Genomic DNA, 25,799 nt, shown 5'->3' with positions numbered 1-25,799 from the left:
TTCTCGCGATTCAGATTAGCGGCCAAGCGCCGCCTGGAGGGCGTTAAAAAGGCGTTCCTCCTGGCTGGCACACTGATGCAGCAATTTCGCCAGATCATCGAAGGAAGCCTGCACCGCCGCCCGCCCCTTGCAGACGCGCGAGGCGATCAGGGCAAAATCGCGCCACAGATCACCAACCTCGGTGCAACGCTGCGACAACGTCACCAGTTTATCGTTCTCCAGCACCCCGGCGGCCTCCTGCAAGAACGCCGCGTAGATAAAGCGAAAACCGCCACCGCCGGTGCCGATCTCTTCCTGCATGCGGATGATATGACCGAGCTGGAGGATGGTCTTTTTCTCGCCGAGTTTGGCGGGCCACTTGACCATCTGCCGCGCCAGCAGGCGAATACCGCGTACCCCCGCCAACGGCACCGGGGTCTTCAGCATCACCCGGCACACATCCCGGATACCGGCCTCGACCGCATGCGGCAGATCAAACTGCTGCGGCATCTTTTCGATGTAGTAGATTTTCCCCCTGGGTGCCAACGCCCCCTTGGCAAAGCGCGCCTTGCGCAGATCGGCGGCCGGACAACGCACCGGCTGTTCAAAGATCGGGTCGCTGATCAGATAGTCATCCCCCTCCTTGCCGAAGATGACCAGATTGTGCCCGTTAAAATGAAAGCGAAACGCGGGAGGGAAGTACGGTAGCCAAAAAACCCCGGTCTGAGCGCCGACCGGACAGCCTGCGGCCAGCAGACGATCCACTTCATTTTCTGCGGCGAGCGGATTTCTGAACGTCTGTTTTCCCACCTCGATGCCAAGCCGCCTGGTCGCTTTTTTAAAAATGCTCCCCGGCCCGGTACGAAAGGTGGTCAACGGCAGAAAGTTAAGTTTGATAAAGGGCACATAACCGAAGAACAGCCCCGCGCCAATGCCGAAAACCAGTGCTTCAGAACAGGGCAAACCATGAAAATTGAGCAGGTTGGCGGTCACGCCGCTTTCACAATGGGCAAATTGACGATGAGGAAAATCTATGTTCACAAATTCACATCCTCTGATTGATCAAGTTCATCCAGCAGCAGATCCGGGGTCGCGGGCACACTCCGCAGCGTCTCGACACTGATGCCGAACAGTTCGGCATAGGGAGACAACGCCGCATCTTTGAGTTTGGCGAATACGGCTGGTTTCAGGTGGCGTTTCACCCGCCAGCGGGCGACACCGGAATATTGGGCAAGCAGCGCCGGGTCCATCTGATTTTTGGTCATATGGTAGGCCAGGGCGCTCTTCTTGCCGGCGTTAATTTCACCAATCACGCCGGCCAGTTGCTCAACAATCGCCTCCCAGGCCTGGCGCAAGGCGATATTCTTCGCCTCCCAACCAACACTTGATTCGAGCGTATAGCGCCCGTCACCATCGACAGCGTAATTGACTTCGCGACATCCGGCGTTCAAACCGCCTTGCTGGGGAACATCTTCTTTTTTCATCGCTAGCACCCTGTAACCCATAATCTTTCGCATCTTGCTTGTTCTTTGCCGCGTCAGCTACGTTCCGATTTCAGCTGTTTAGCTACGGCTAGGCAACAGAAATCGCGCCTGGCTGACACGTCAACGCCCTGCGCAATCCCTCGAAATCCTATGGGTTACAGGGTACTAGAACAGATATCCGATCATCAGCAACGCCGAATTGACGCCACGATTATCTTTGTAGGTATCACCGTTGGAAATATGATGCAGCCGCAACGCCATCGTTACCGCTTCTCCGCCCGCCAGGAGGTATGCAACCCCGGCGCCCGCCTGGGGGTTAAAATTGATCCGCAACCCCTGCCCCTTTACCTGGAAATCGGTATAGATCACCCCCACACCGGCTTCAATATAGGGGGTCCATTGGCCAGCCTGTAAACCATCGAGGTAACGTAGCGCCAACATATTGACCGCCAGGAGTCCCCGATCGCGGCCATCGGTGGTCAGTCCGGCATTGACTTCAAACTTGAGCCGCAGCGCTTGCGGAGCAGCGTGCCAGGCAATGCGGTCATAATCGAGCAGCAATTGCCCCTGCACCAGCGCCAGCCCGATGCGGTGCGGGTCGTAGGCGGAGCCGACCAGTAACGCCACCCCGTAACGCGTGGGTTCCAGAGCAGCGGCATCGTCCTGCGCAGAGAGTGGCCGGGCAAAAAGGAGCGGCCCCAGAATCGCAAGGATAAGCAGAACACCACGCATCACACCCTCAGCGTGACAACCGGATCAAACCGTAGTCGCCACCCGGTCCGAATTTCAGACAGGCGATATTTGCTTTCCCCAGCGGTCGCCGGGCCGCGACAACTTGTAGTGCTGAGTCCGCGGCGCCAGCCGTCGCCGGACTGGCGTAGAGAAGCCCGTCTTGCTGTGACAGCGCGGCGACCGCCAGGTCAAACCCGGCAGCCGCCGGAAAGCTGCCGTACAACGGTGCATACGCGGCCACCGCGCGGTCGGTCAGCGCCTGCGCATACCAGCGGCCACACTCCGCATGACCATCGGCACCGATGATCAACAGATCATCGTGCGGCAGGGTCAGTGGAACAACGGCATGATTACCCAGGGTAACGGCATCAATCGCTCCGTAACGGGCATCTTCTTCCCCCCGGCTCAGGACAAAAAAGGCGGCCCCTTCGCCAACCACGGCACTCTGTTCAGCAAAGGTAAACGGTTGCAGCGGACCCTGTTCACCTGTTGCAAAAAACTGTCTGCGACAATAGCGCAGCACTGCGCAGTATTCATCGATCGTTCCGAACAGCACCTGATCGACCCGCCCTTCGGCCAGCCACAACTGCGCCGTCAGCAACGCTGACGGAACCGACATTTCGAACTGGGTCACGGTCAGACTCGGTGCCGTCGTCTTAAAGTGCATCGATACATGCGCCGCCGCAGCGTTATGCACCGAATTGGAAAAGTGGGTCGGAGAACTACAGGAATAGCCAAAGTCGAGATACGAATCGAGAAAATCGAAGGTTGTTTTCAACGCCCCGTAGCCGGTGGCAATGATGACCCCCAGGCGGGAGAGATCGCCGCCGGACAACCCGGCGTCCTGCAACGCCAGACAGGCACTATGCAGCGTCATTTTTGAAAAATGATCGATGCGGCGCAATGCCCGTTTGGGGATAAACTCGTCCAGCCCTTCAATTGAGGTTCGATAGGCGGGAAAGGTGTCGGTTGCGCCATTGCGCTCCACACTGCATTGCCGGGGTTCGACCACGCCACGCTGCAATGCCTGCCGCAACGCCGCAACGCCGCAGCCAAACCCGCCGGAGATACCTATGCCGGAAATCGCCATGCGCATATCATGCAGCTCCTTTACCGAGAATCACCACGGCGTTGTTGCCGCCGAAGGCGAGTGACTCTGACAGCGCAACCGTTCCCTCAATCCGGGTGTTTTCGGTGACCGGGGTTCCCGGCAGCTCCGGATCGGCATCGACAAAGCCGATATTGGCCGGAATTTCACCGCGCTGCAAACAGGCCACGGTAAAGACCGCTTCGATCCCCCCGGCCGCGCCGAGGGTATGACCGGTATAACCTTTGGTTGAAACAAACGGTGTCCCTGGCAGCACCTCGCTCAACACCCGGCTTTCGACCCGATCGTTATCCGGGGTGCCGGTGCCGTGGGCATTGACGAAGGCGATCTGGTCGGGAGTCACCCCGGCGGCGGTAAACGCCTCCTGCATCGCCTGTTTAAGACCGGCACCATCGGGTCGCGGCGCGGTCAGGTGATAGGCGTCGCAGGCCGAACCATAACCGAGTACATAACCACGGGCCGCCTTGGTGCCACGTACCGATTCATTTTCGAGAATCAGAATACCGGCCCCTTCGCCAAGATTCAGTCCTTTACGTTTAACGTCAAACGGTTTGCACGGCTCGGTGTCGGTAATCATCAAGGAACTGAAGCCAGCGTAGGTCACTCGCGACAGTTCATCCGCGCCACCGGCGATAACGATATCGCACGCCCCGGCGCGCAGCCACGACGCCCCCAGGCCGATGGCGTCGGTGCCGGAGGAGCAGGCGTTGACGACAGTCTGATTCGGTCCGTCCAGTTTCAGTTGCCGGGCAATGACTGCCGCCGGGTTGCTGCGCAGGTAACGCTCGATGGCCGCCATTTCGGGGTCATCACCATCTTTATAGGCCCGATAGAAATCGTCACAATTCAACGCGCAACCAACAGTGGTGCCGATGCACACCCCGACCCGCTTGCCGCGCAGACTCGCGACATCCCAGCCAGCATCGGTCAACGCTTCCAACGTCGCCGCCAGCGCCAGTTGACTGGTGCGAGCGTAGATCGTCTGCTGATCATCGAGCGGAAGTTTGAAATCCTCGCGCAACTCCAGCACCGGATAGCTGACCGGATGATCGGTCGAAAAACGCACCGGCGCATGCGGATTGCGTTCACTGCGGAACATGCTCTCCAGACATTCGGCGAGATTCATTCCCGCCGCACAGAGACAGCCGAGACCGGTTATGGCGATCGGCGCGGTTTTAATCATCCCGCCAGCCGCTGCTCGATATATTTTGCCAGGGTGTTGATCGTCTGCAACGCCGGACGCCCTTCTTCCATGTCCTTGATTTCCACTCCGAAATGCTTCTGCACGATCACCACCAGTTCCACCGCGTCGAGGGAATCCAGCCCCAGCCCCTCGCCGAAGAGCGCCATATCATCATCGATTTCGTCTGGTTCCACATCTTCCAGGTTAAGATCTTCGATCAAAACTCGTTTGAGTTTTTCTTTCACACTCATGGTTAAAACTCCTTCTTGAATATCAGTCACGCCCGACGGCGGACGAAACCGCGCTATTCTGCCACATATCGAAAAAATTAAAAAACTGAAACGGATGTTCCGCACAAAATTCTTCCAGCGTCGCCGAAAATTCACGCACATAGGGAACAAACACCGCGTTCCCCCGCCCCAGACCACCCGGCACCCGGATCGTCCGATAGAGCTTGAGCGCATAACTGTCCGCCCCGGTCTTGTACGAGAAGAGCGCGACGATCGGCGCCCCGGTGGCCGATGCCAGCTTATAGGCACTGAACGGCAAAGTCACGGTCCCGCCCATAAATTCCACGTCCACGCCGTTACGATCATCGCCCAGCATCCGGTCACCCATCACCGACAGCACCTCGCCGCGCTTGAGCACTTCGATCATTTCCAGCGCCCCGCCAAGGTAGCCACGCGGGTCGATGATCCGGTAAGGGCATTCGATCCCGGCATGCTCGAAGTAGTGCCGGTCGATATCCCCGGCCTCACGCTGCATCAGCAGATTGACCGGGGTTTTCATGAACCCGAGGGCCGACATCGCCACCTGCCAGCAGCCGACATGGGCGTTGACCAGAATCAGACCCTTGCGCTCCGCCAACAGCTCCAGCAGTTCCTCCTTGCCGTGCAGTTCAACCGTGATCTCGTCCGCGCCGAGGATCCCGACCAGTGCCCGGTCAACCAGCACTTTCCCCAGATCGAGGGTCATCAAGTAGCTGTTTTTGAAGCGCCCCCAGACACCGGCCTGGGGGAAGCGCCGCGCAAGGTAATAGTGACACTTGCGCCGTACCGCTGGCAGCAACACGTAATAGAAAACCACCAGATACAGGAGCAGATAGGCGGCCCGGCGGCCCCCGAGGCGGATCAGCAGATAAAATGACTGATGCTGCCATGACGCCCCGATACTCCGGCTGGTCCACTTCTGGCGCTCGGCGGAACGTGATCTTTCGTCACACTCTGGCACGTTCGGCCCTTCCCATGTCGCGACGGAGGGTAGTCGCCACCAGATAGATAATCAGCGCGACTATCCCGGCCAGTAGCGGGCCGAGGGTCAATGAACCGATCAGCCATTCATAGAGTCGATCAAGCGCCTGATAGCCGAGGGTTTCGATCGATATTTCAGTTAAAAATTGACCGTTGCGGAAAAAGTAACCGACTTCAATACAGAGCCCCGGCACCAGCGGCGGCATGCATAACTGGCTGGCGCCGATGGCCGCCACCTTGTTGAGGCGAAAAAACCCGGCGACCAGCAAGATCGTCACGGTATGCGCGGCCAGAATCGGCAGTGCGCCGATAAAGACCCCGACGGCACCGGCCGCCGCCAGCTGCCCCGGCGTCACATTTTCGGTCAGAAGAGCCCGCACCGAGCGCAGCGGATGCAGGATTGTCACCTTCTGTTCCACCTCGCCACTCGCCACCACCTTGCGGTGCGGCCAGGGGGTGATCGACCGCAGGGTCAGGCGGGTATTGAGCAAGGTCAGGCGAAAGTTATCCATAAAGCCACGGAAATGCGAGACACGCTCAGCCTGTGGCGGGTAATAGACGCTGATATCAACATCGCGCAGCGCCACTCCGGCCCAGGCCGCCCGCACCAGCACCTCGATCTCGAATGTGTAACGCGCTTCCTGCAATTTCAGCCCCCGCACGATCTTTACCGGATAGGCGCGAAAACCACTCTGGGTGTCGCCCAGCATCTTGCCGGTCTGCACCCGCAACCAGAAGTTGGAAAAGTTGCGCCCGAAACGTGATGATGCGGGGATACTCGCCTGATTGAAATCACGTTTACCGACTACAATCGCCGTCGGGTCAGCCGCCATGGCGGCAACAAATTGCGGCAGATCGGCCGGGTCATGCTGACCGTCGGCGTCGATAATCACAATATGGCTGAAACCAAGTTTTTCCGCTTCGTGCAAGGCGGTCTGTACCGCCGCCCCCTTGCCCCGGTTTTCGGGATGCCGCAACACGCGCAGCTTGAGTCCGTCAAGGGCCGCCGCCCCGGCGTCGCTGCTGCCATCATCAACCACCAGCACCTGATCATGCATGTTCAAGGCTTTTTCCACCACCGAGCGAACCGTATCGGCATGATTGTAGAGCGGGATCACAATCAGGAAATTGGGGCGCTCCGACGTCATCAGGACTTGCCCTCCCCGAGCCGGTCGTTACTTTTGGCAAAGCGTAAAAACGAACCAAGATTAGCGAGAAAGCGTTTCCAGCTGTCAGGCGATTTCCACATCATCGCCACGTAGCCGAGCAACACCTTCGGACGTTGAAAGTGGGTCTTGTAAAAGAGGATGAAGAGTTCCTCCAGACGGTCCTTCTGCATGCCGTGCGGTACGAACTGGAAGCGCATGCAGTCCATCTTTTCCCAATCCTCGTCAAACTCGCCGAGCTCATGGATCGTCTCGTAGATCGGTGAACCGGGGAACGGGGTAAATTTAGAGAGGTTGAAATCATCGATCGGCAACGAGAAGACATACTCCATGCTGCGGCGAATGCTTTCCTCGGTCTCCCCCGGCAACCCCATCATCAACAGCCCCTTGGTGCGGATACCGGCCTTTTTGATCAGGCGAATCTTGTCGGCCAGCATATCGAGGTTGGCGTTCTGACGATGCCGCGCCAGCAATTCTTCATCGCCCGACTCGATGCCAAGGCTGACCATCCAGCACCCGGCGGCCTTCATCAGTTTGAGCAGTTCAAAATCGATATGCTCGGCGCGCACCGCGCAATTGAACGTCATCCCGAGCGGATTATTGATCATCAGCTGACAGAATTCCTCGACCCGTTGCCGCTTGAAAGTGAACTGATCATCGTAAAAATTGATATGCCGAATGCCGAAACGTTCATGCAGATATTTGACGTGGCGGAAGAGATAAGCGGCCGAGTTATGCCGAAACGTCCGCTGAAAGACGGAACGATCACAATAGGTACAGGCGTAAGGACAGCCACGGCTCGAAATACAGCTGGTGCTTGGCGCTTTCGGATAGTTGAAGAGCGGCAACGTGTAGGCCTCGGGATAACCGGCGAGCTTTTCGTAGGCCGGAAAGGGCAGGCTGTCAAGCTCCAGCGCCGCAGAGCGATAACCGTTCGATTCCGCCCCCCCGGCAGCATTGCGCCACACCAGTCCCGCTACCGTCGCGGCCTGGTCGAACCCCTTCTCCAGCAGTTCGCGTAACGTCTCTTCCCCCTCGCCGATCACCACGATATCGACAGCCGGATAATCGTTGAGCAGTTGCCCCTTGAGCGCCGACACATGCGCGCCACCAAAGACCGCACGGATTTCGGGCAGGATCGACTTTGCCAGTCTGGCCAGACGCACGGCATCGAGAAACGATGAGGTGGTGCAGCTGAACCCGAGCCACGCCGGACGCTGCGTCTGGAGATAGGTGGAAATCTTCGCATCTGAATCGGGATGGGCATAACAGTCGATGATATCCGCGCTAAAGTGCTCACGCTCCAGATAAGCGGCGATACTCGCCAACCCCAGCGGCGGCATGATATTCGCCATTCGCGAGATGTCACTTCCGGCCGCTTCAGCGCTGTAGCCGAGGGGATGAACCAGTAATATTTTTCGGGTGTCGAGTTGCATCATCAGCCTTTTTTCAGCGCCCGTCGCTTCGCTTCAAACGACACCAGCCGATCCCATAACAAGCCGCGGAAACCGAAACGACGCATCACTTCCAGCTTCGCCTGCCCCTCCGAGGGGGGGAAAATCCACTCGCGCCGTTTGTTGAACGTTGCCAGAATCTGCGCATTCATCGACTGCGGCTCGATCAGCGGTGAAAAATAGTACGCGGGCATCAGCAGCTCGCACTCGGCACTGATCACCCCGTCCGCAATCGCCCGTCCGTGCAGCTCGGTACCGCTCAGGATGCGAATCCCGGAGAAGGCAAAGACCACGCTGCAATTGATCTGCTCGACATTGCGCAGCCCTTCGCGCACCGTTTCTTCACTCTCGTCCGGACCGCCAAACATGATGTAGTGGGCCGCCGGAAGCTGCTCGGCAACACAGGCAGCGTTGACCGCCAATACATCGGCTATCGTAAAATCTTTTTTCAATCCGGCCAGCGTCGTGTCGCTGGCGGCATCGGTGCCCAGTTCCAGCGCGGTCAGCCCCGCACGCTTCATCAGCCGCAACTCTTCGCGGCCCACCCCTTTAGGGCGAAAGAATCCGGTCCAGGTGATGCCGAGGTTGCGCCTTTCCAGCTCCTCGACGAAACGCAGGTAGTGCCCCTGCTCATCGTTGAAAACCGAATCGGTAAAAAAGAAGCTGTGGATACCGAAATTGCGCTGCGCCCGGGCAATTTCATCAACCGCCCGTAGCGGGTCGAGGGGACGAAAGCGATTCCCCTCAATGCCGGGATAGGTGCAATAAACACAGCGATGCGGACAACCGCGTTTGGACTGCGCGTTGATCTGACCACTTTCGGCCAGATAAAAATCGACAAACTCTTTGACGTACAACGGCGAACCGATCTCCGCCCCGGTCAGCGGGGTTGCTTCGCCATTGCTCATGCGCGGCATGGGCTTCCCGGCAACGAGGCCGTCAACTAATCCACAAATCAATCCTTCTCCCTCACCGACCACGCCATGCTCACACCCAAGGTAAGCGAGAATCTCCTCCGGCATAATTGTAAACGCCGCGCCGCCGACAATCATCGGTGCCGAACTGCACGAGCGAATGGCATCGACCAGTTCCTTCGCCTGCGCCAGATACCAGGCGGTCTGTTGCGAAAATGAATCAACATTATCGATATTGCGTAACGACAAACCGATGACATCCGGCTGAAATTCAGTCACCGCCGCGACAACCGCCGCGCACGATTTCCCGGCAACAAGAAAATCGCATTGCCGCGTCTGGTGCCCGCCCGCTTCGAGCGCCCCGGCAATGATCGCCATGCCGAGGGGATAAACCGGGTACGGTTCAGTCGTGTAGTTAGTCGAGAGGAGAAAGACTTTACTCATACGCTTTCCGCTTTTTTGAACTGGCGTTTTTTACGCGGTTCATAGCGGCGATAAGTGCCATCCTCGATCTCGCGCCGAATCACCTGATCAAAGAGTTTCCCCATCTTCAGCGCATGGCCGCCGTCGGCATTGAAGGTATCCCAAGCGTAATAGTACATCTCCTGCAATTTTTCCGGAGTCATCTGCTTCGGCTGGAAGACGACCTTGTCAGCATTGTAGTCAGCCCAGTTATTACTCAGAATCCGTCCCTCTTTTTCCAGCTGCTTGCGGATCGGCGACTGCATAAAAGGGGTGAGGATGGTGAATTCGGCGACATCAAGTTCCACCTCAATGAGGAAATCGACCAGCCGCTTGATGTCGTCGGCGCTCTGGTCATCGGTGCCGAGGATGATAGTGCCTTCGATGCCAATCCCGAAATCCTTGAGCCGCTTGATGCGCTTGCGGATCATGTCGGAGGTATCGAAAACCGCCTGATAGACGTACCAGGCGCCGGCATCGGCGGCCTTGCGCAAGACTTCATCGTCATCCAGAATCGGGTGGGACACCCACTTTTTCTTCAGCGGCGCCATCTCGGTAAAGAGGTCGAGCAACCACTGGCGATCCTGTGCCAGCGAATTGTCGACGATGAACATCCGGTTGTTCTGGATTTCTTCCATCTCCTTGATCACCATATCGATTGGCCGCGGGCGGAATTTCTTGCCACCGAGGAAACCGGTGCAGCACGGGAAGCAGTCGAATTTGCAGCCGCGCGAGGCATGCACCAGATCGAGCATCTGCACGCCGCGATAATTGTAAAGCTCGCGTTGCAGGATATCACGCCGGGCGGTGCCGACCAGATTGATGTCGGGGTGATTGTTCATATAATTGTAAACCGGCTTGAGCTGCCCTTTTTCGAGATCCTCCAGCACCTGCCCGAAACGCCCCTCGACCTCGCCGAGGAAGACCGAATCAGCATGTTCCATCACCTCTTCGGAATGGAGCATGGTCGAGATCCCGCCGAACATAACCACCTTGCCCCGCGCACGAAACTCCCGCGCAATCTCAAAAGCACGCGGCAGCTGGCAGGTCAGCATCGTCGACATGCAGACCAGATCACAGGAAAAATCAAAATCAATCGTCTGCAGATTTTCGTCAACAAAGGTGATGTCGACTTCCGGCGGCAGCGCGGCGGCAAAGACCACCGGGCCGTGCGGCGGCAGGTGAAATTCGGTCTGACGGTCGAGTTTCGGCCATTTCGGGTAGACGAGATACATTTTCATGGAGAGATTCCTTTTGCTGCTGATTTATATTTGTTCTCTGTCGTTATTTTTATTTTCACCACGAAGCACACGAAGCTCACGAAGTTTTTTTGACCACTGATTTTGCGGATGGCGCGGATAATTCTTTTGTTTATTCACCACGGAGAACACGGAGTTCACGGAGGTTTTTTTGACCACGGATTTCGCATCTTTTGATTTTCTCCGTGTCCTCCGTGCTCTCCGTGGTGAAAAACTATCTTTTCAAAGCCTTCCCCACCAACGCCTCAACCGAAGACACCGCAGCACCATCCAGCAACAACGCCCCACCGCCCCCCCGACTCAGCACCCCATAACCAGCAGCGTCCGCATCACGGGAGAGAACCAGAAACACGCTCCCCGGAGCCTGCTCACCAAAATCCGCCACCGCCGGTCGCTCCAGGTCACTGACCCCGGCCACCACTGTCTCACACTCCCCCCAGCGGATCAGGTCAAGCGCCATGCGGATGCCACCGAGGCCATCGGGGGTCTCTTCATTAATTACCATACTCGGGCCGGTGAGCCCAAAGCGGATTGCGGCTTCACCGAGGAAACAGTTCGGCAACGTATAGGCAAAGAGGTTCGGGCTGGCGAGGGCCCCGTGGTCCGGGATCACGCTGTCGAAATAGTCACTGTCGGTTGCCAGGCAACCGTAACGGGTGGCGGCGACGACGCCGATCGGGCGTTTTACGTCCCACTCCTCCAGCCCGGCGTCGCGCAGGGCAAAGGTGATCGCCGCCAGACCAAGTTTGGAGAATCCGTCGATCCGCCCGAAACGCAGGTAGGCGTCGGTGAAGACATCCTTGCGCTTCAACTTTGGCAGTTCCCCGTGCGGCATCGAGAACCCGTCCGCCTCTCTGCCACACCCCATCCCGGCGGCGGTGACCCAGCCAATACCACGAATCGTCACACTCATGCCGCACCACCTTGGCCGAGGATCAATGCGGCGTTGATGCCACCGAAACCGGAGTTGGTGCTCAGGAGCAGACCATCGGACAGGGATTGAACCGACGAAGAGACCAACCCCTCGGCCTTTTCTTCAGGGTTCTGGAGTCCGACAGTCGGCAGCAGTTGCCCGCTGGCCAACGACCTGAGACCGAGCACGGCTTCGATCCCGCCAGCAGCGCCGAGAGTATGCCCGAGTGCGCCTTTGATCGAATTGAGCGGTGGCGTGCCATGCGGGAAAAGTTGCTCAAACGCCACCAGCTCCATCAGATCGTTGTAGACCGTGCCGGTGCCGTGGGCACTGATGCCGCTGATTGCTTGCGGAGCAACAGCGGCCCGCTTCAGGGCATTGTTGACTGCCTGAATCAGGCCACAACCGTCACGCGCCGGGGCGGTAATGTGGTTGGCGTCGTTGGCGACCCCCCAGCCGAGAACGGCACCGAGGGAAGCACGTCCTTCACGCGCCGCGCGTTCCTCACTCATCAGCAGCAGCGCCGCCGCGCCTTCGCCGAGGCTCAACCCTCTGCGTTCCCGGTCGAACGGACGACTCGGCAGCGGATCAAGGGCCTGCAGGGCGGAGAATCCGGAGAAAACAAATTCCGTGAGCAGATCGAAACAAACCACCAGCACCGCGTCAACATCGCCGGCGGCAATCATCGCTGCAGCGTGAGCCACGGCGATGGTTGAGGAGGCGCAGGCGGCGTTGATGTTACGGCCCCGACCAGCGAGTCCGAAGCGAGCAGAGATTGTTTGCAGCAGACGGGCGTTGTCAAGGTCAGGCACATTTGCCGCCGATCCGCGCCGCAACGCTTCAAGCATGTCGATCCCGCCTTTGGTGGTAGCGGTCAGCAGCTGAGCGTCAGCCGGAACAGAACCAAAGTCAGCCCACACTTTGTCGAGCAAAACATGCACCGCCGAACTGTCTGAGGACTGCGGCAGCCCGTCAATCCACGCCCCCATGCCGGTCAGGTAGTTGTCTGTGACGAACCGTGCGACAGGTCTTACACCCGACTTGCCAGCCAGCAGGCCAGCCCAGGTTTCATCCAGATCACCCAGGGCACTGTGCAGCGCCATGTCGACCACGCAGACGCTCATGCCAGGCCTCCGTTGCGCCACTTTTCGATGAAATCCTGATAAAACGGAGGGGCAACGATCAACATAGTGTCATTCCGATCCATCATCATCTGCACCGAATAACCGGTGGTGGCAACCTCACCCGCCGCGTTGCGAATAATGTATTCAATATTGATCCGCGCCGCTTCACTGAAATGCATGAGCGCCTCAATCGTCACCTCATCCTCAAACCGTAACGGCAGAAGATAATCGACATACAGCTGCTTGATCGGCGTCACCAGCCCTTTGCCATAGAGGGTCAGGTAGGCAATGTCAAACTTCTCGAACAGCCGCACCCGCGCATCCTCGAAGTAACTCGGATAGCGTCCGTGCCAGACAATCCCGAGGGGATCCACTTCCTCGAAGCGCACCAGCCGGGTCGCGGTGGCGATCAACGGTGCCGGATCATTCGGATTTGGTTTGAAGTATTTCTTTTTCATCTACTTTTATGCACCACCCGTTCGCTTCGCTCACTGGAGAACACGGAGTTCACGGAGGAGAACCTTATTTTGATTTTCTCCGTGTCCTCCGTGCTCTCCGTGGTGAACCATTTTATTCTTTTATAAACGTCAACTGATAGGCAGAAGCAGTGCCATCCGCGACATCCAACTTGATTGAGGCGACCAGGTTATCCCCTTTTTCCCTGAACGTCCCGCTGACCGTAATTTCCATCTCCGGTCCCAACTGCAACATAAACTTGGCATTATCGATACCGACCAGCGCCAGCGATCGCTCCAGCACCGCTTCACTAAAGCAGTGCCCGATCAGGTTCTGCACCACCCCCGGCAAAATCGGGGCGGCGGGGAAATGTCCCTGAAAGCCGAGGAAGTCGGCGTTGAAAAGATACGTCTGGGTTGCAGACAGGCTGCCATCCGGAAGAAGAACCTTTTCAGGGAGGGTGATCGCTGCCGCGACAACTGCTGTTTGCATCTTATCCATCGATCAAATTCGCCTTTTCCAGCCAGAGGGTCAGGCGGTATCCCGCCGTGTGATCTTTCAGGACGACTCCCCCCGGCAAACGTCCGGCAGGCAGATCGCGATAGTCGTAGTAACGCACAACCCATCCCTGTGCGCCGCCGCGTAACTCCTTGCCGAGCAGATCGGGTCGTTCGCCACCAAAGGTGAAGGTCAGCTCGGCGTCGCCCAGAGACCGTCGTGTTTGATATTGATCAGCTGTTACCGTCAGCCGGTCATCGTCGCGGGGCAGCGGGTCGAGAAAAATCTTCCGCACGCTGGCGGCCACGGTTTCACCCAGACCAGCGTAGGTGGCGAGTTCGGGGAAGAGATAATTGGTCTGGTACCCGTCAACCGTCACCGTCAGATCGAACAGTTTGATACCGAGATCGTTCACCGCCACCAGCCGGATCGTGCGCGCCGTGCGATCGAGTTCAAGCAGGCCGACCATCGGCAGTTTGCGCCAGCCGAGCTCCAGCAACACCGTGTGGCGCATGCGGATCGTGCTGTTGTCAAGCGCCCAACTCCCGCCCAGCAGTTCTGACATGGCCAGCGGATGCGTGGCGCTCAAAGTCGGTGCCGGAAACGGCCCTGCCGAACGACAGCCACAGAGGATCAAGACCAGGCAGAGGCCGACCAGTATCATCTTCGTCATCGTCATTTGAGCCACCGTCGGGACAGCACCGGAACCACCAGCAGCGCCGCCGGAATCGCGACACTGATACCGATCAGCACACTGACGCCGATGGAATACAGCGCCGGATGTTGCCCCAGAATCAGCGCGCCAAACCCGGCCAGGGTCGTCAATCCGGAGACGAAAACCGCCTGTCCGGTGCCAAGATCACTCTTTTCGTCTTCGCGACAGACCATAAAAATACCGTAGTCCACCCCGAGCCCGATCACCAGAATGGTGGCGATGATGTTAAACAGATTAAACTCCACCCCGAGCGTCGCCATCACCCCGAACATGCCGAGCAGGCCACTGGCCACCGGCACCAGCGCCAGGACAACCTTGCGCAGGTCACGAAAGAGGAGCAGCAGCAAGGTCACGATCAGCACCGCTGCCAGCGTAATAAAGCGCAAAAAATCGTCCTCAATCGCCGCGCTGATCTCACTGCGAAAACAGGTCGGCGACACCAGGCGGGTCGCCGGATCGGACTCAATCGTTGTCAACGCAGCCAGCACCGGTGGCGAATCGGGGAGCAACGTTAACGACCGGGTCACACCGTCTTCAGTAAAAAGCAGCGCCGCAAACGCATCGGCAAATCCGGCCGCACGGTAAAAATCAAGCGTTACCGGCGCCACCGCTGTGGTTAAGCGTTCGGTAAAGGGAACAAATGCTTGCGCTGAAAACCCGAGCCGGGTCGCTTCTTCCTGTAACGTCGCGACGATCTGCTGGCCGTGTTCGCCGGTCCAGAAATCGTTCCAGCGCTGACGATTTTCCGCCTGGCTGGTCAGCGCGGGGAGTAACGGCGCCAGTGACACCAGCCGCTCAGCAGGCAATGCCGTTTGCAGCCGCTCAAAGAGCCGATCATTGGCGGCCAACGCTGCTTCGGCCCCGCCGCCAAAGCTGAAAACCAGCGCCTGCCCGTGCAACCCACCCCAGGTCTGTGCGAGTTGCGTTTCAAGCTGACGGAGCTCTGGCGGGGTCAAACTGAGTGCGCGCAGATCGCCGTTAAAACGAATATCCCGTGCCTGCCAGCCGCACAGCAGCAGAAGCACGAACCAAACCGTCACCAGCAGCCAGCCGCCCCGCTTACGGTCGGCGCGGCGGGGAACGGCGGAAATGATCTGCACCGCGCCGCTCGGCAGCAGGTGGGGCAACACCAGCAGGGACAGCAACAGCGCGGTCACAATTCCGGCGACCGAAAAAACCGCCAGTTGCCGCTGACCGGGCAAATCAGATAACAGCAGCACCGCGAACCCGCCAATCGTGGTCAGACCGCCAAAGAGGAGCGGACGGGCAACCTTGCCGAGCGCCACCGCCGGGTCACCGACCGCATGGCGGAGTGCATAGTAGACATGAATGGCAAAATCGACCGAAATGCCGAGCAGCACCGCGCCGAAGCCGAGGGTGATCGCGGATACCGGTTGATAAACCAGCGCCACGGCGCAGGCGGCGGTGGTCAGCACCAGAACCGGGGTCAAAAACACCCAGAGCGCCTGCCGCCGACGTAAAAAAATGGCGAAGATCGCCGCAATAGCGCTGAGCGAACACCCGAGCACCACCCACAGGTCAGCTTTGACTGCGGTGGCGTTCGCCAGAGTATAACGGTGGCCGCTTAAAAACGTTGCCTTGATCCCGTCCGGCAGCACCAGGCGGGCGGCAGTGGAAAAATCGTCTTCGAGTGCGACGGCACCGGCCGAATCAGTGACGGCCAACGGCGTTTCCGCCAGCAGCAGCAGATGACGACGATCACTGCTGACAAAATGATTGTCACTCAGTTGCGCGTTCGGCACCAGCCGCAAATAGCGTAATTTTTCCAGTGCCAGCTGGCGCAGGTTCAGTGGATCGCTGCGCAGAAGCTGTTTCAGCGCCCAACCTTCGGGAGCAAGGAGGGCGGCGTAGCTGTCATTCACCCGTTCCCGAACTGCCGACGGCGTTAATTCGCGGCTGAGTCGCTCGGCATCTGCGGCGCTGAACAGGTTCGGCAGCACACCGAGCATCGCGCTCACCAGATTGCCCCCCGCTTCGCCATCCGGACCGCTGACCACCCGGGAAAAGGTCTCGCGCGGCAGTTCTGCCGCCAACCGGTCAGCCGCCTGAATCAGCGCGTCGGTCGATACCGAAGCGTCCGCTGTCAGGTCGATAATAATCTTGCGGGCAAAAGGTGCCCGCTCCAGCAAACGCAAGTCGCTGCTGGCGGTGCCACTTTCGGGGAGCATCGCCGCAATATTCTCTTCCAGCTCCAGCCGGGTAAACGCCGCCAGGCTGACGAGCCAGAGGAACAGGGTAATGATCAGCAGCAGCGTCCGCCGCCGCGCCAGGCGCCGATAAAGGGAGGCAAAGAGGCCGTCCATCAGCATTTATCCCCTCCGTCCCATCAGTTGCGAAAGGTCTCATCAGGCACAGGCTGATTGATTATCGCGTCACTGAAGCGGATGATCGTCGCGTCCCCGTCCTGCTCATGCATCTCGACCTGCTGCACATGGGTGTCATCAGCCGCAAAAATAATTTTCAGATGATCGAGGAAGCCGACCTCAGTCCGGGGTATCAGCTTCAGGGTCGCCGGATTCTCCCCCAGCACTTCCAGCTGATAACGCTCGCGCAGCCAGCCAAAATCGGCTCGTGCCCACGCCAGTAACTGCTCGGCCACGATCCGCATCATCGGGTCGCTGCGGATGTCGAAACTTTCACTGGTGCCGGCCCGTCCGTGCCAGCGTCGCCCACGGTCACCTGAGAGGACGAACCCGGTCTTGACCGGTTCGAGCAGCTCCCAGCGCAACTGGTCCGGTTTGGCAAAAGCGAAACGGCCGCTTGAAGTCAGCACCTCGTCAAAGATTGCCAGCCGCTTTTCCTGGGTAAAAGCGCTGGTCACCGTCCGGACGTTGGTCGCCGCGGCTTCCAGGCGCTCGAACAGCGGCTCAGCCTCGGCAGCAAAGAGCGGCGCACAGGTCAGCAGCACCAGCAGCACCAGCAGCGTTATGGCCAGGAACAAACGCATCAGCTCCCCTCCCGTGCTGCGGAACGTTCGCCCGGCACCCAGAGTTTCAGCGTGCCCTCGGCAAGGATGGTGTCGTCGCGCCGGACACTGGCACGAATCATATGAAAGCCGTCGATCGCACCGATAGTGGCCACCTCGACGATCAGCGTATCACCGACCTGCGCGTCGGCAGCGAAGCGTGCCTTGCGGATGCCGACCAAAAAACCTTCCAGCACCGGCTTTCCCTGCGACCGAGCGTCGTACCCTTTAAGCGCCGCATAAGTCTGCGCCATCATTTCGACCAGCGCGACCCGGTTGAGGTTACCATCCACCAGCACACAGTCGCTACGCAGCGTAACTTCCGCCGCCCCGGAATGATCGGGATGACAGGTCAGCAGACGATCGATCAACATCATCGGGGGACGATGTGGCAAGAGGTTTTCTGCTGCCTGCGGCAGGGGCAGAAGCGCTTCACTCATCATCGCCTAGTCCCAGTAACGATCGAGATCGTCAAACAGCTGACTGGAAAAAAGGAGCGTGCGGAACTTGACCAGATCATTGTGGAAAATCCGGGTGTTGTCATAGACGCTGAATTCTTTCGACAACTCAGCGTAAACACGCCCGGTTCCCTTCCCCAGTTTGTCACTGTTACGGAACGACAACGCCTGGAGCACGGCGAGAATTTCGAGGGTCATCACATGTTTAGCGTTACTGACCGACTTGAACGCCTTGCGCGCGGCCACCGTCCCCATGCTGACAACATCCTGATTCGAGGCGTTGCAGGAGATATTATTGGTACTCACCGGCCCCGCCAGCTGACGGTTTTCGGCGGTCGTCGAGGTCGCCAGGTATTGCGCTCCCATGAACCCCATGGTCAATCCCAGGGTGCCGGGGATGAGGAACTCGGGCAAGCCTTCGTTGAGGTTCTTGTCGAGATATTTGTTGAGGCGGCGCTCGGACAGGTTGCACAGGGTCGAGATCGCCATACAGAGGGAATCCATGGCGAAGCCAACACTCTGCCCGTGAAAATTGCCCCCATGAATCACCTTGCGCTCTTTGGGGATAATGATCGGGTTGTCGTTCGACGAATTCGCCTCAATCTCGATCGTCCGATTGGCGGCTGCAATCGCTTCGCTGACCGGCGCCAGCACCTGCGGCGTACACCGCACCGAATAGACATCCTGCACGTTGATGCTGGTCTCGTAGACCGGGCCACCGGTCTCCTGCTGGCGGATCAGCGCATGCATATCCTTGCGCAGGGTGATATTGTCCGACCCCGCGTAAAGTTTACGGATCGTGTTCGCCACTTCAACCTGCCCCGGATGCGGTTTAACCCCGTGCAGATCTTCATCGTAGGCATCATCAATGCCGCCAAATATTTCGAGGGAGAACGCACCGGTGACACAGCTCAGGCGCAGCAGCTTTTTCGCGCCAAAAAGGGCAAACGCCGCCAGCGCAGTCATCGCGCTGGTGCCGTTCATCAGCGCGATCCCCTCCTTGAAGCTGAGGCGCATCGGGGTCAGCCCCTCTTCGGCATAAACCTCCTCAGCGTCGCGCAGCACCCCTTTGTGGTAGACGCGCCCTTCGCCGATAATCGCCAGCGCCATGTGGGCCAGATGGATCAGGTCACCCGACGCCCCGACGCTGCCGTTGCGGGGGATGTAGGGAGCGATGCCGCGATTGATCATCTGCTGCATATGCTCCAGCAACTCCACCCGCACACCGCTGAACCCCTTGACGAGGGTATTGAGACGCACCACCAGAACCGCCAGGGAAATATAATATTTAAGCGGATCCCCCAGTCCGGCCGCATGACTGCGGATCAGGTTGACCTGCAACTGTTCGATCTGGTCATCGCCGATAATCTTGTTGCACATCGGACCAAAGGAGGTGTTGACGCCGTAGATAACGCGTTTGGCCGCAACCTCTTCTTCGAGAAACGTGCGGCTTTCGCGACAACGCTCCAGAGCTTCGGGATCAAGACCGACAAGCTTGTCGCCCACCCCGATCGCGACAATATTTTCAATCGTTAAATCGTAACCGTTCAGTATGACTGTGGGACGTGTTGACATTGTGTAAAATTCCTTCCCTGAAGCATGATGCACTCGCAAAAAGAAAAAGCCCATTCAACCACGAAGAACACGAAGAACACGAAGAACACGAAGAACACGAAGAACACGAAGAACACGAAGAACACGAAGAACACGAAGAACACGAAGAACACGAAGAACACGAAGAACACAAAGTTGAAAAGCTGAAGATCTTGTTTTCCCAGACTGTGGGCTTGAATCCGCCCTGAACAGAGGTGAGCCGTATCTAAGTCAGCGCGGCATTGCTTGGTTTTAAACCAAAAAAACTTTGTAATTACTCACCTGCTCGACCAAAGGCCGTCATCCCCGAGTGCTCCTGTCGGGGATCCAGACTTTAACCCTGAAAAATCTGGATTCCGGCTGAAATCTTGCCGGAATGACTCTGTAGGAGTCGCCTTCAGGCGCGATTGTTCGCGGCTAAAGCCGCTCCTACAAAAGAGCTGAATAGTTACAAGCTTCTTTTGTTCTGGTTTTCTCCGTGTTCTCCGTGCCCTCCGTGGTGAAAACCAAATCAAAAAAAACTTTACGCTCTATCACCCTGTATCCCTGCCAAGTTCCTTTTTCTCCGTGTTCTCTGTGCCCTCCGTGGTGAAAATCAGCCCCCGCTATTTCTTAGATCGAAAAAATGAACCGGCTTGCGCTTCGTTTCCTGAAGCGTCCGGGCACGCACATCTTCAGGGCTTACCACCATGACCTCTGGCTTGACTCGCGTCCGGGCGGCAATCTGTTCGGCCACCGCGTCAGCGGATAACGACCCGGCGTCGGCACCGACCACCACTCGCACCCGGTCAGACAGTTGATAGGTGTTATGAACTTCGAGATAGTATCCGTTGACCGCCTCGATTCCTTGCAACACCGCAAAGATCGCCGGCGGATAAACCGTGACCCCGCGAATCTTCAGCATCTGACTTTTCCGTCCAAGGATCGGTCCCAGGCGCGGCGAACGCCGCCCGCATGCGCAGGGTTCCTCGTGCAGGACGGCCATGTCGCCAGTTCGAAAACGCAACAACGGCATGCCGGTTACGCCCAGCGGGGTTACCACCACTTCGCCCGTTTCACCGGCAGCGACCGGTCGTCCCGCTTCATCGAGGAGTTCGAGAACAATCAGTTCGGGGTGAAGATGCCCCCCCTGTTGCGCACAACAATCGGTGAACGCGGTCGCCAGTTCGGTGCTGGCATAGGTTCCGAAAACCTGTGCGCCCCACAGTTCGTGCAACTGCTGCCCCAGTGCCGACAAACTCAGCTCGGCACAACGCACCGGCTCGCCGATACAAATCAGGCGCTTGACGCCGAGTGTTTGCGGATCATGCCCGGCGGCCTGTAATGCCCGTGCAACGACCCGCAGCAGGGTCGGGACGCCCACGATGGCGCTCGGTTGCTGTTGCAGCACCATCTCACAGAGTAGCGGCACACTACTCGAACCAACCCGGATCGATGCCGCCCCGAGGCGTTCCAGCCCGAGAAAGTAAGCCAGTCCGGCCATGAAACAGCGATCCAGCGCCGCCGCGATAATGACCCGGTCGTTTTCATCCAGCCCGGTCGCGCGAAACGAAATTTCTTCATTGTAGCCGAGGCGATTGAGGTCGGCGCGCGTCTGTGCCAACGTCACCGGCTTGCCGGTCGTTCCAGAGGTCAGACACAGATCGACAATTGCGCTCGGCGCGACACAGAGAAAATCGGCGGGGCAGCGCTCCAGATCAGCCTTGGCGGTTAACGGCAACCGGCTCAAATCAGCCGCGCCACGGATGCTCCCCGGAGCAATTCCACACTCTGCGAAGATGCGCCGGTAAAATTCCGAATGTTCAGCCAGATAGGCGATATGTTGTTGCAGCAATGCATCCTGGACACAACGCATCTCGGCCGGGGTACGGAACTCAAGATCGGCATAGGTGGCGGCATTAAACTTCATCGGCATCTCATCCGGCGCTATACGAGCGCATCTCGTCAATATTTTTCGCCATCAACGCTGTGACATGTTTACGCATTTCCCGATGACCGGTGTCGCCCGCAAAATCGCGCGGATCGACCGGTGCCAGTGCCCGCAGGCAGACCCGAGACGGCAGCAGCCAGTGGCGCCCCGGTGGCATCAACCGGTCGGTGCCGGTGATGCAGAGGGGGATCAACGGGACCCCTAACTCAATCGCCGCGCGAAACGCACCGGAATAAAAGTGCTGCAACTGGCCATCACGACTGCGATGCCCCTCGGGAAAGAAGAGCAGCCAACCGTTGCGGGCCATGACTGCGCGACAGATCGCGGCGGATTCGTCCCAACCATCACTTTCGATATCGAGATAACCGGCATTACGCATAAACGCGGTGTAAAAAAACAGTTTGCGGAATGGCCAGGCACGCACCACAAAGTTGATGTCGTAGATCGGCAACAGGCCCATGCAGTAGGTGTCGAAAAAAGACAGGTGATTGACAATCAGAATTCCCGGCGGCGCGTCAAAAACACCGTCCAAACCTTCGCGCCGAAAGTGCACAAACGGGGCAAAGAGGAGCAACCAGACGCGCCCGTACAACCAGATAAAATGGCGGGTAATGCGCCCGACATCCCATCCGGTGACGACCTTCCATCCCAGATAGAGGAAGGGGCTGAGCACGATCCCCACCAGCGTCCAGACGACCAACGCCGGCCAGGCGAACAGGTTCATCAGGAGCGCGCGGGGGCGATAGCGTTCAGCTGCGGGCGTCACTGCACCGCCGGTTGTTTCGCCAGCAGACACTTACGAAGCCTGCTCCGTTTCATTGAGTTTGCCGAGGACAAAGGTGTGAATTTCTCCCAGTTTGCGAATTTTGCGAATCGCCTGCTCTTCGCGAATCTTGAATTTGAACGCACTTTCGAGCACAATCACCATATCGACGATATCGAGACTGTCGAGCCCGAAATCATCAAAAATATCGGCATCCGCGTCCATATCTTCCAGCTCGAGTTCAAACTCCTCGGCCAGCGATGAGTTGATCAACGCGACAACTTCCTGTTCAGTCATGCGGGGTATCTCCTTAAAACAATTGACGAATTCACGCCCCCGAGGGCGAAGTTATTTTTAACCATCAGGTTCACCTGCGTTTCCCGTGGTTGGCGCACATGATCGAGCTGCGCACAGGCCGGATCGATATGCTCAAGATTGAGGGTGGGCGCGATCAGGCCACGCTGCATGGCACCCACCGCACCGGCCAGTTCCAGCGAACCGCTCGCGGCCATGGCGTGCCCCATGTGCCCCTTGAAACTGCTCACCGGCACGCGCGCACCGAAGAGTTCGTGAATCGCTTGCGCCTCGGCAATATCCCCCTGCTCGGTGGCGGTAGCGTGAGCATTGACGTAATCGACCGCTGCAGCTTCCAGACCGGCATCGGCCAGCGCCAGACGCATACATTCGGTCATCGCTGCCGGATTCGGATTGGCGATATTCGAACTGTCGGTCAAGGTCGCAAAGCCGACAATTTCGGCAAGGATATTGGCGCCCCGTGCCTTGGCCAGTTCGAGTTCTTCGAGGAGCAGGATACCGCTCCCTGCGGCGCACACTACCCCGTCACGATCGCGGTCAAAAGGGCGCGGGGTCCGGGTCGGCGTGGCATTGAAGTTGATTGAAGCGGCGTGCATGACATCGAAGGTCGCCACCGTCAGCGGGTGAAACTCGTCGGCACCGCCGCACAGCATCCGGTCCTGTTTGCCAAAGGCAATCATTTCAAAGCCGTAACCAATAGCCTGACAGCCGGTTGAGCAGGCGGCTGACGGAGCAAGCAAGCGTCCCCGGATATCGAGGGCCTGCGCCACATTGGACGCGCAGGAGTGATTCATAATATGGAAGAAGAGCGTCGATTTCATCCGCTCCAGGCTGTGGTCGGCCAGATAGTCGATAAAAAATTCCTCGGTCGTCAGGGTACTGCCGACCGTCGAACCGATCACCACGCCGGTTCGTCCGTCCTGACAGGCGGCGGCATCGAGGCGGGCATGAGTCAGCGCCTCCTGTCCGGCAAGGGTCGCATAGATCGACATTGCTGACATCGAGCGGCGAAATTTGCGCGGGATCGCCTTGGCATCTAACGTTGGAACCAGCGCGGCAATTTGCGACCGCAACCCGCCGACCGACTCCAACGCAGAACAATAAGTGACTGCGCTGCGCCCGGTGAGCAGCCCCTCGGTCAACCGCTCAAATCCGCATCCAAACGGTGACACAGCCCCGATTCCAGTGACCACTACCCGCCTCATCTGCATTGTTTCAATTCCTCTCGTAACTGCTCATGGCCAAGCACCGTACCACAACATAAAAATGCCGAGAGCATCGTCCCGAACAACCCTGGACCAGCCACCGCCTGCCCTGCCAGCAACAGGTTGGGAACGCGCGTTAGCGGCTGGGGATTATACTGTCCAACACGGTGTTTAACGCCATACAGACCACCGCCGGGGTTATTGCTATAATCGCGCAAGGTGAGCGGAGTGGCCACTGCGACCGACCGGATTGCGCCGCATTCCGGGAACAGCTGCAAGCGTCGCAGCAATTTCTGGCTGAGTTCATCTTTGAAGTGCCGATAATCGGCGGGACGTCCGCCAAAACGACTTTCCTGCCAACGCGCTGTGAGTTGCGCCGCACAGGGACTAATCACCACCATACCACCACAACGAGAGGGGTCAGCGCTCCGCTCCGCTCCGGCGATAAAGAGCAAACCATCATCCGGCCCCGTCCCCATCCCGCCGGGCGCAGCATCAAACATCAGTACATTGGAACGTAACAGCCACTCTGGCGCAGTCTCACAAGCCACGTAAAATATCAGGGCCGAGGTGGTATTTTCAAGCTGTTTCATCCTTTTTTTGAAAATTGGCCGAAAAAATTTATCCGCGACCAAATCGATCAGCCTCGCTGGATGAACCGTGGCGATCACCGCCGCCACAGTGACCTCTTCACCATCGACCAGGCGCACGCCACACACCCCGGTGCTGTCGCCCAGAATCCGCTCAACCGCGCGACCGGTGAGAATCTCCACCCCGGCGGCGCGCAAAGCGGTTTCAAACGCCGCAACCAGTGCTGCGCCACCACCGACAAAACCGTGCGCCGAGCGATAGTAGGGACCGACAAAACAGGCGTGCAGCGCAAAAGGAATGTCACTCGGAGGCGCACCATGCAGCACACAATGAGCCGCAAAAATCTCTTTCAGGCGTGGTGCAATAAAAAGCTCATCAAGCACCTCCTGCAATGAGGGGCCATGCACATAATCCAGCGTCGGCTGGGCGGTAAAATCACGGTCAAGATTGATGTAGGGAAATGTTCCCGCTGCGGCAGCAAGTCGTTGCAGATACGTTGCAATGGCGACGCGTTCCGTGGGAAAGAGTCTCGCCAGCCGCGCGATGATCGCGTCATCGCCAAGCGGCAGGGCAAAGCTCATGCCGTCGGCAAACTGAAACCGGTCGAACCCGGCCGGATCAAACGCTTTGATTTGTAACGGGTCAAGGAGCCCGAGATAGCGCAGAAAAAGGTGCAGCGATTCGCCGGGTGCGAGCCCTCCGGCATAATGGAACCCGGTATCGAAGTTCACTCCGTCACGCTGAAACCCGCCGACCAGCGGTGCCAGTCGCGGGGCCTGTTCAATCAGCACCGTGCGGCGACCATGTTTCGCCAACAGCAGCGCGGCGGTCATCCCGGAGATGCCGCCACCGATGACCGCGTAGTCGTAACGCATTAGCTGAAGCCCAGCACCAGACTGGAGTTGGTCCCTCCAAAACCGGCGGAGTTACAGAGGATATGCTCGGGAGCCAGATTGACCGTGGCAGGGATGATGTTCAGTTTGGCCGAATGTTCGTCGGGGGTGGTAAAGTTGAGATTCGGAGCGAGGAAGCCGTTGCGCGCCATCAGCACCGAATAGACCACCTGCGAGGCACCGGACATCCACAGTTCATGCCCGGTCAGCGATTTGAGGGAGGAAACCGGCGGACAGTGATCGCCGAAGACGGAGTAGATATTCTGTGCCTCGGCGGCGTCCCCCGCCGGGGTGGAGGTGGCATGAGCACACAGATAATCGATATCGGTCGTCTGCAAGCGGGCATTTTTCAGCGCCATGCACATGGC

27 protein-coding genes are annotated in these 25,799 nt (G+C 58.3%); 1 reads left to right on the top strand and 26 read right to left on the bottom strand.

What is annotated here, in order from left to right:
• Positions 1-15: 15 nt before the first annotated feature.
• The 20 genes from K0A93_00135 to K0A93_00040 form a co-directional block, all read right to left on the bottom strand.
• Positions 16-1,020 (bottom strand): BtrH N-terminal domain-containing protein, encoded by a 1,005-nt coding sequence (locus tag K0A93_00135; GenBank protein ID MBW6510511.1) that lies wholly within the window; start codon positions 1,018-1,020, stop codon positions 16-18.
• The gene (locus K0A93_00130) at positions 1,017-1,463 is read right to left on the bottom strand and encodes a hypothetical protein (protein MBW6510510.1); all 447 of its coding nucleotides are present in this window, start codon (positions 1,461-1,463) and stop codon (positions 1,017-1,019) included. Before K0A93_00130 ends, K0A93_00135 begins: the two co-directional genes overlap by 4 nt.
• Before the next feature lie 165 nt (positions 1,464-1,628).
• Positions 1,629-2,195: an acyloxyacyl hydrolase gene (locus K0A93_00125; GenBank protein MBW6510509.1), complete on the bottom strand. Its 567-nt coding sequence runs from the start codon at positions 2,193-2,195 to the stop codon at positions 1,629-1,631.
• Positions 2,196-2,202: 7 nt separating this feature from the next.
• Complete coding sequence (locus tag K0A93_00120) at positions 2,203-3,291, bottom strand: beta-ketoacyl synthase chain length factor (protein MBW6510508.1); 1,089 nt, start codon at positions 3,289-3,291, stop codon at positions 2,203-2,205.
• Position 3,292: 1 nt separating this feature from the next.
• Entirely contained in the window at positions 3,293-4,486 is a 1,194-nt protein-coding gene (locus K0A93_00115; GenBank protein MBW6510507.1) for a beta-ketoacyl-[acyl-carrier-protein] synthase family protein, read from the bottom strand.
• The gene (locus K0A93_00110; protein MBW6510506.1) at positions 4,483-4,737 is read right to left on the bottom strand and encodes an acyl carrier protein; all 255 of its coding nucleotides are present in this window, start codon (positions 4,735-4,737) and stop codon (positions 4,483-4,485) included. Before K0A93_00110 ends, K0A93_00115 begins: the two co-directional genes overlap by 4 nt.
• A gap of 22 nt (positions 4,738-4,759) precedes the next feature.
• The gene (locus tag K0A93_00105; protein MBW6510505.1) at positions 4,760-5,716 is read right to left on the bottom strand and encodes a lysophospholipid acyltransferase family protein; all 957 of its coding nucleotides are present in this window, start codon (positions 5,714-5,716) and stop codon (positions 4,760-4,762) included.
• On the bottom strand, positions 5,703-6,884 hold the full coding sequence (locus tag K0A93_00100; protein ID MBW6510504.1) for a DUF2062 domain-containing protein: 1,182 nt from the start codon (positions 6,882-6,884) through the stop codon (positions 5,703-5,705). The genes K0A93_00105 and K0A93_00100 overlap by 14 nt, the downstream gene beginning before the upstream one ends.
• Positions 6,884-8,341, bottom strand: coding sequence for a B12-binding domain-containing radical SAM protein (locus K0A93_00095; GenBank protein MBW6510503.1), 1,458 nt, complete (start codon positions 8,339-8,341; stop codon positions 6,884-6,886). The genes K0A93_00100 and K0A93_00095 overlap by 1 nt, the downstream gene beginning before the upstream one ends.
• Entirely contained in the window at positions 8,341-9,714 is a 1,374-nt protein-coding gene (locus K0A93_00090; protein ID MBW6510502.1) for a lipid biosynthesis B12-binding/radical SAM protein, read from the bottom strand. The genes K0A93_00095 and K0A93_00090 overlap by 1 nt, the downstream gene beginning before the upstream one ends.
• Complete coding sequence (locus tag K0A93_00085) at positions 9,711-10,973, bottom strand: radical SAM protein (protein MBW6510501.1); 1,263 nt, start codon at positions 10,971-10,973, stop codon at positions 9,711-9,713. The genes K0A93_00090 and K0A93_00085 overlap by 4 nt, the downstream gene beginning before the upstream one ends.
• A gap of 232 nt (positions 10,974-11,205) precedes the next feature.
• The gene (locus K0A93_00080) at positions 11,206-11,904 is read right to left on the bottom strand and encodes a hypothetical protein (protein ID MBW6510500.1); all 699 of its coding nucleotides are present in this window, start codon (positions 11,902-11,904) and stop codon (positions 11,206-11,208) included.
• Positions 11,901-13,028, bottom strand: a complete 1,128-nt coding sequence (locus K0A93_00075) for a beta-ketoacyl-[acyl-carrier-protein] synthase family protein (protein ID MBW6510499.1) — start codon at positions 13,026-13,028, stop codon at positions 11,901-11,903. Before K0A93_00075 ends, K0A93_00080 begins: the two co-directional genes overlap by 4 nt.
• Complete coding sequence (locus K0A93_00070; GenBank protein MBW6510498.1) at positions 13,025-13,486, bottom strand: acyl-CoA thioesterase; 462 nt, start codon at positions 13,484-13,486, stop codon at positions 13,025-13,027. The genes K0A93_00075 and K0A93_00070 overlap by 4 nt, the downstream gene beginning before the upstream one ends.
• Before the next feature lie 112 nt (positions 13,487-13,598).
• Positions 13,599-13,985 (bottom strand): hypothetical protein, encoded by a 387-nt coding sequence (locus K0A93_00065; GenBank protein ID MBW6510497.1) that lies wholly within the window; start codon positions 13,983-13,985, stop codon positions 13,599-13,601.
• Complete coding sequence (locus tag K0A93_00060) at positions 13,978-14,655, bottom strand: DUF3261 domain-containing protein (GenBank protein MBW6510496.1); 678 nt, start codon at positions 14,653-14,655, stop codon at positions 13,978-13,980. The genes K0A93_00065 and K0A93_00060 overlap by 8 nt, the downstream gene beginning before the upstream one ends.
• A gap of 2 nt (positions 14,656-14,657) precedes the next feature.
• Positions 14,658-17,027, bottom strand: a complete 2,370-nt coding sequence (locus K0A93_00055) for an MMPL family transporter (GenBank protein ID MBW6510495.1) — start codon at positions 17,025-17,027, stop codon at positions 14,658-14,660.
• Positions 17,028-17,044: 17 nt separating this feature from the next.
• On the bottom strand, positions 17,045-17,665 hold the full coding sequence (locus tag K0A93_00050) for an outer membrane lipoprotein carrier protein LolA (GenBank protein ID MBW6510494.1): 621 nt from the start codon (positions 17,663-17,665) through the stop codon (positions 17,045-17,047).
• Positions 17,665-18,126 (bottom strand): hypothetical protein, encoded by a 462-nt coding sequence (locus tag K0A93_00045; GenBank protein ID MBW6510493.1) that lies wholly within the window; start codon positions 18,124-18,126, stop codon positions 17,665-17,667. The genes K0A93_00050 and K0A93_00045 overlap by 1 nt, the downstream gene beginning before the upstream one ends.
• Positions 18,127-18,129: 3 nt before the next feature.
• Complete coding sequence (locus K0A93_00040) at positions 18,130-19,716, bottom strand: aromatic amino acid ammonia-lyase (protein MBW6510492.1); 1,587 nt, start codon at positions 19,714-19,716, stop codon at positions 18,130-18,132.
• Between K0A93_00040 and K0A93_00035 the strand changes: the two genes are divergently transcribed.
• A complete protein-coding gene (locus tag K0A93_00035) occupies positions 19,707-19,943 on the top strand; it encodes a hypothetical protein (GenBank protein ID MBW6510491.1) in 237 nt (78 codons plus the stop codon). The genes K0A93_00040 and K0A93_00035 overlap by 10 nt on opposite strands.
• A 386-nt stretch (positions 19,944-20,329) precedes the next feature.
• Here K0A93_00035 and K0A93_00030 read toward each other — a convergent pair whose 3' ends face one another.
• From K0A93_00030 to K0A93_00005, 6 genes are all read right to left on the bottom strand, one after another.
• Entirely contained in the window at positions 20,330-21,643 is a 1,314-nt protein-coding gene (locus K0A93_00030) for an AMP-binding protein (protein ID MBW6510490.1), read from the bottom strand.
• A 7-nt stretch (positions 21,644-21,650) separates the two neighbouring features.
• Entirely contained in the window at positions 21,651-22,388 is a 738-nt protein-coding gene (locus K0A93_00025; GenBank protein ID MBW6510489.1) for a 1-acyl-sn-glycerol-3-phosphate acyltransferase, read from the bottom strand.
• Between the two features lie 72 nt (positions 22,389-22,460).
• Positions 22,461-22,724 carry an acyl carrier protein gene (locus K0A93_00020; GenBank protein MBW6510488.1) on the bottom strand — a complete coding sequence of 88 codons (264 nt, stop codon included), beginning with the start codon at positions 22,722-22,724 and terminating at the stop codon, positions 22,461-22,463.
• Positions 22,721-23,953 carry a beta-ketoacyl-[acyl-carrier-protein] synthase family protein gene (locus tag K0A93_00015; GenBank protein ID MBW6510487.1) on the bottom strand — a complete coding sequence of 411 codons (1,233 nt, stop codon included), beginning with the start codon at positions 23,951-23,953 and terminating at the stop codon, positions 22,721-22,723. Before K0A93_00015 ends, K0A93_00020 begins: the two co-directional genes overlap by 4 nt.
• A complete protein-coding gene (locus tag K0A93_00010; GenBank protein ID MBW6510486.1) occupies positions 23,944-25,413 on the bottom strand; it encodes an NAD(P)/FAD-dependent oxidoreductase in 1,470 nt (489 codons plus the stop codon). Before K0A93_00010 ends, K0A93_00015 begins: the two co-directional genes overlap by 10 nt.
• Positions 25,413-25,799, bottom strand: a 387-nt coding sequence (locus tag K0A93_00005; GenBank protein MBW6510485.1) for a beta-ketoacyl-[acyl-carrier-protein] synthase family protein, incomplete at its 5' end; no start/stop codon positions are given. The genes K0A93_00010 and K0A93_00005, both read right to left, overlap by 1 nt.

The organism is Desulfuromonadaceae bacterium, assembly GCA_019429445.1.
Taxonomy (GTDB): Bacteria; Desulfobacterota; Desulfuromonadia; order Desulfuromonadales; family JAHYIW01; genus JAHYIW01.
The sequence above is the reverse complement of the archived record's forward strand: the minus strand, read 5'-3'. Positions and strand labels throughout refer to the sequence as shown.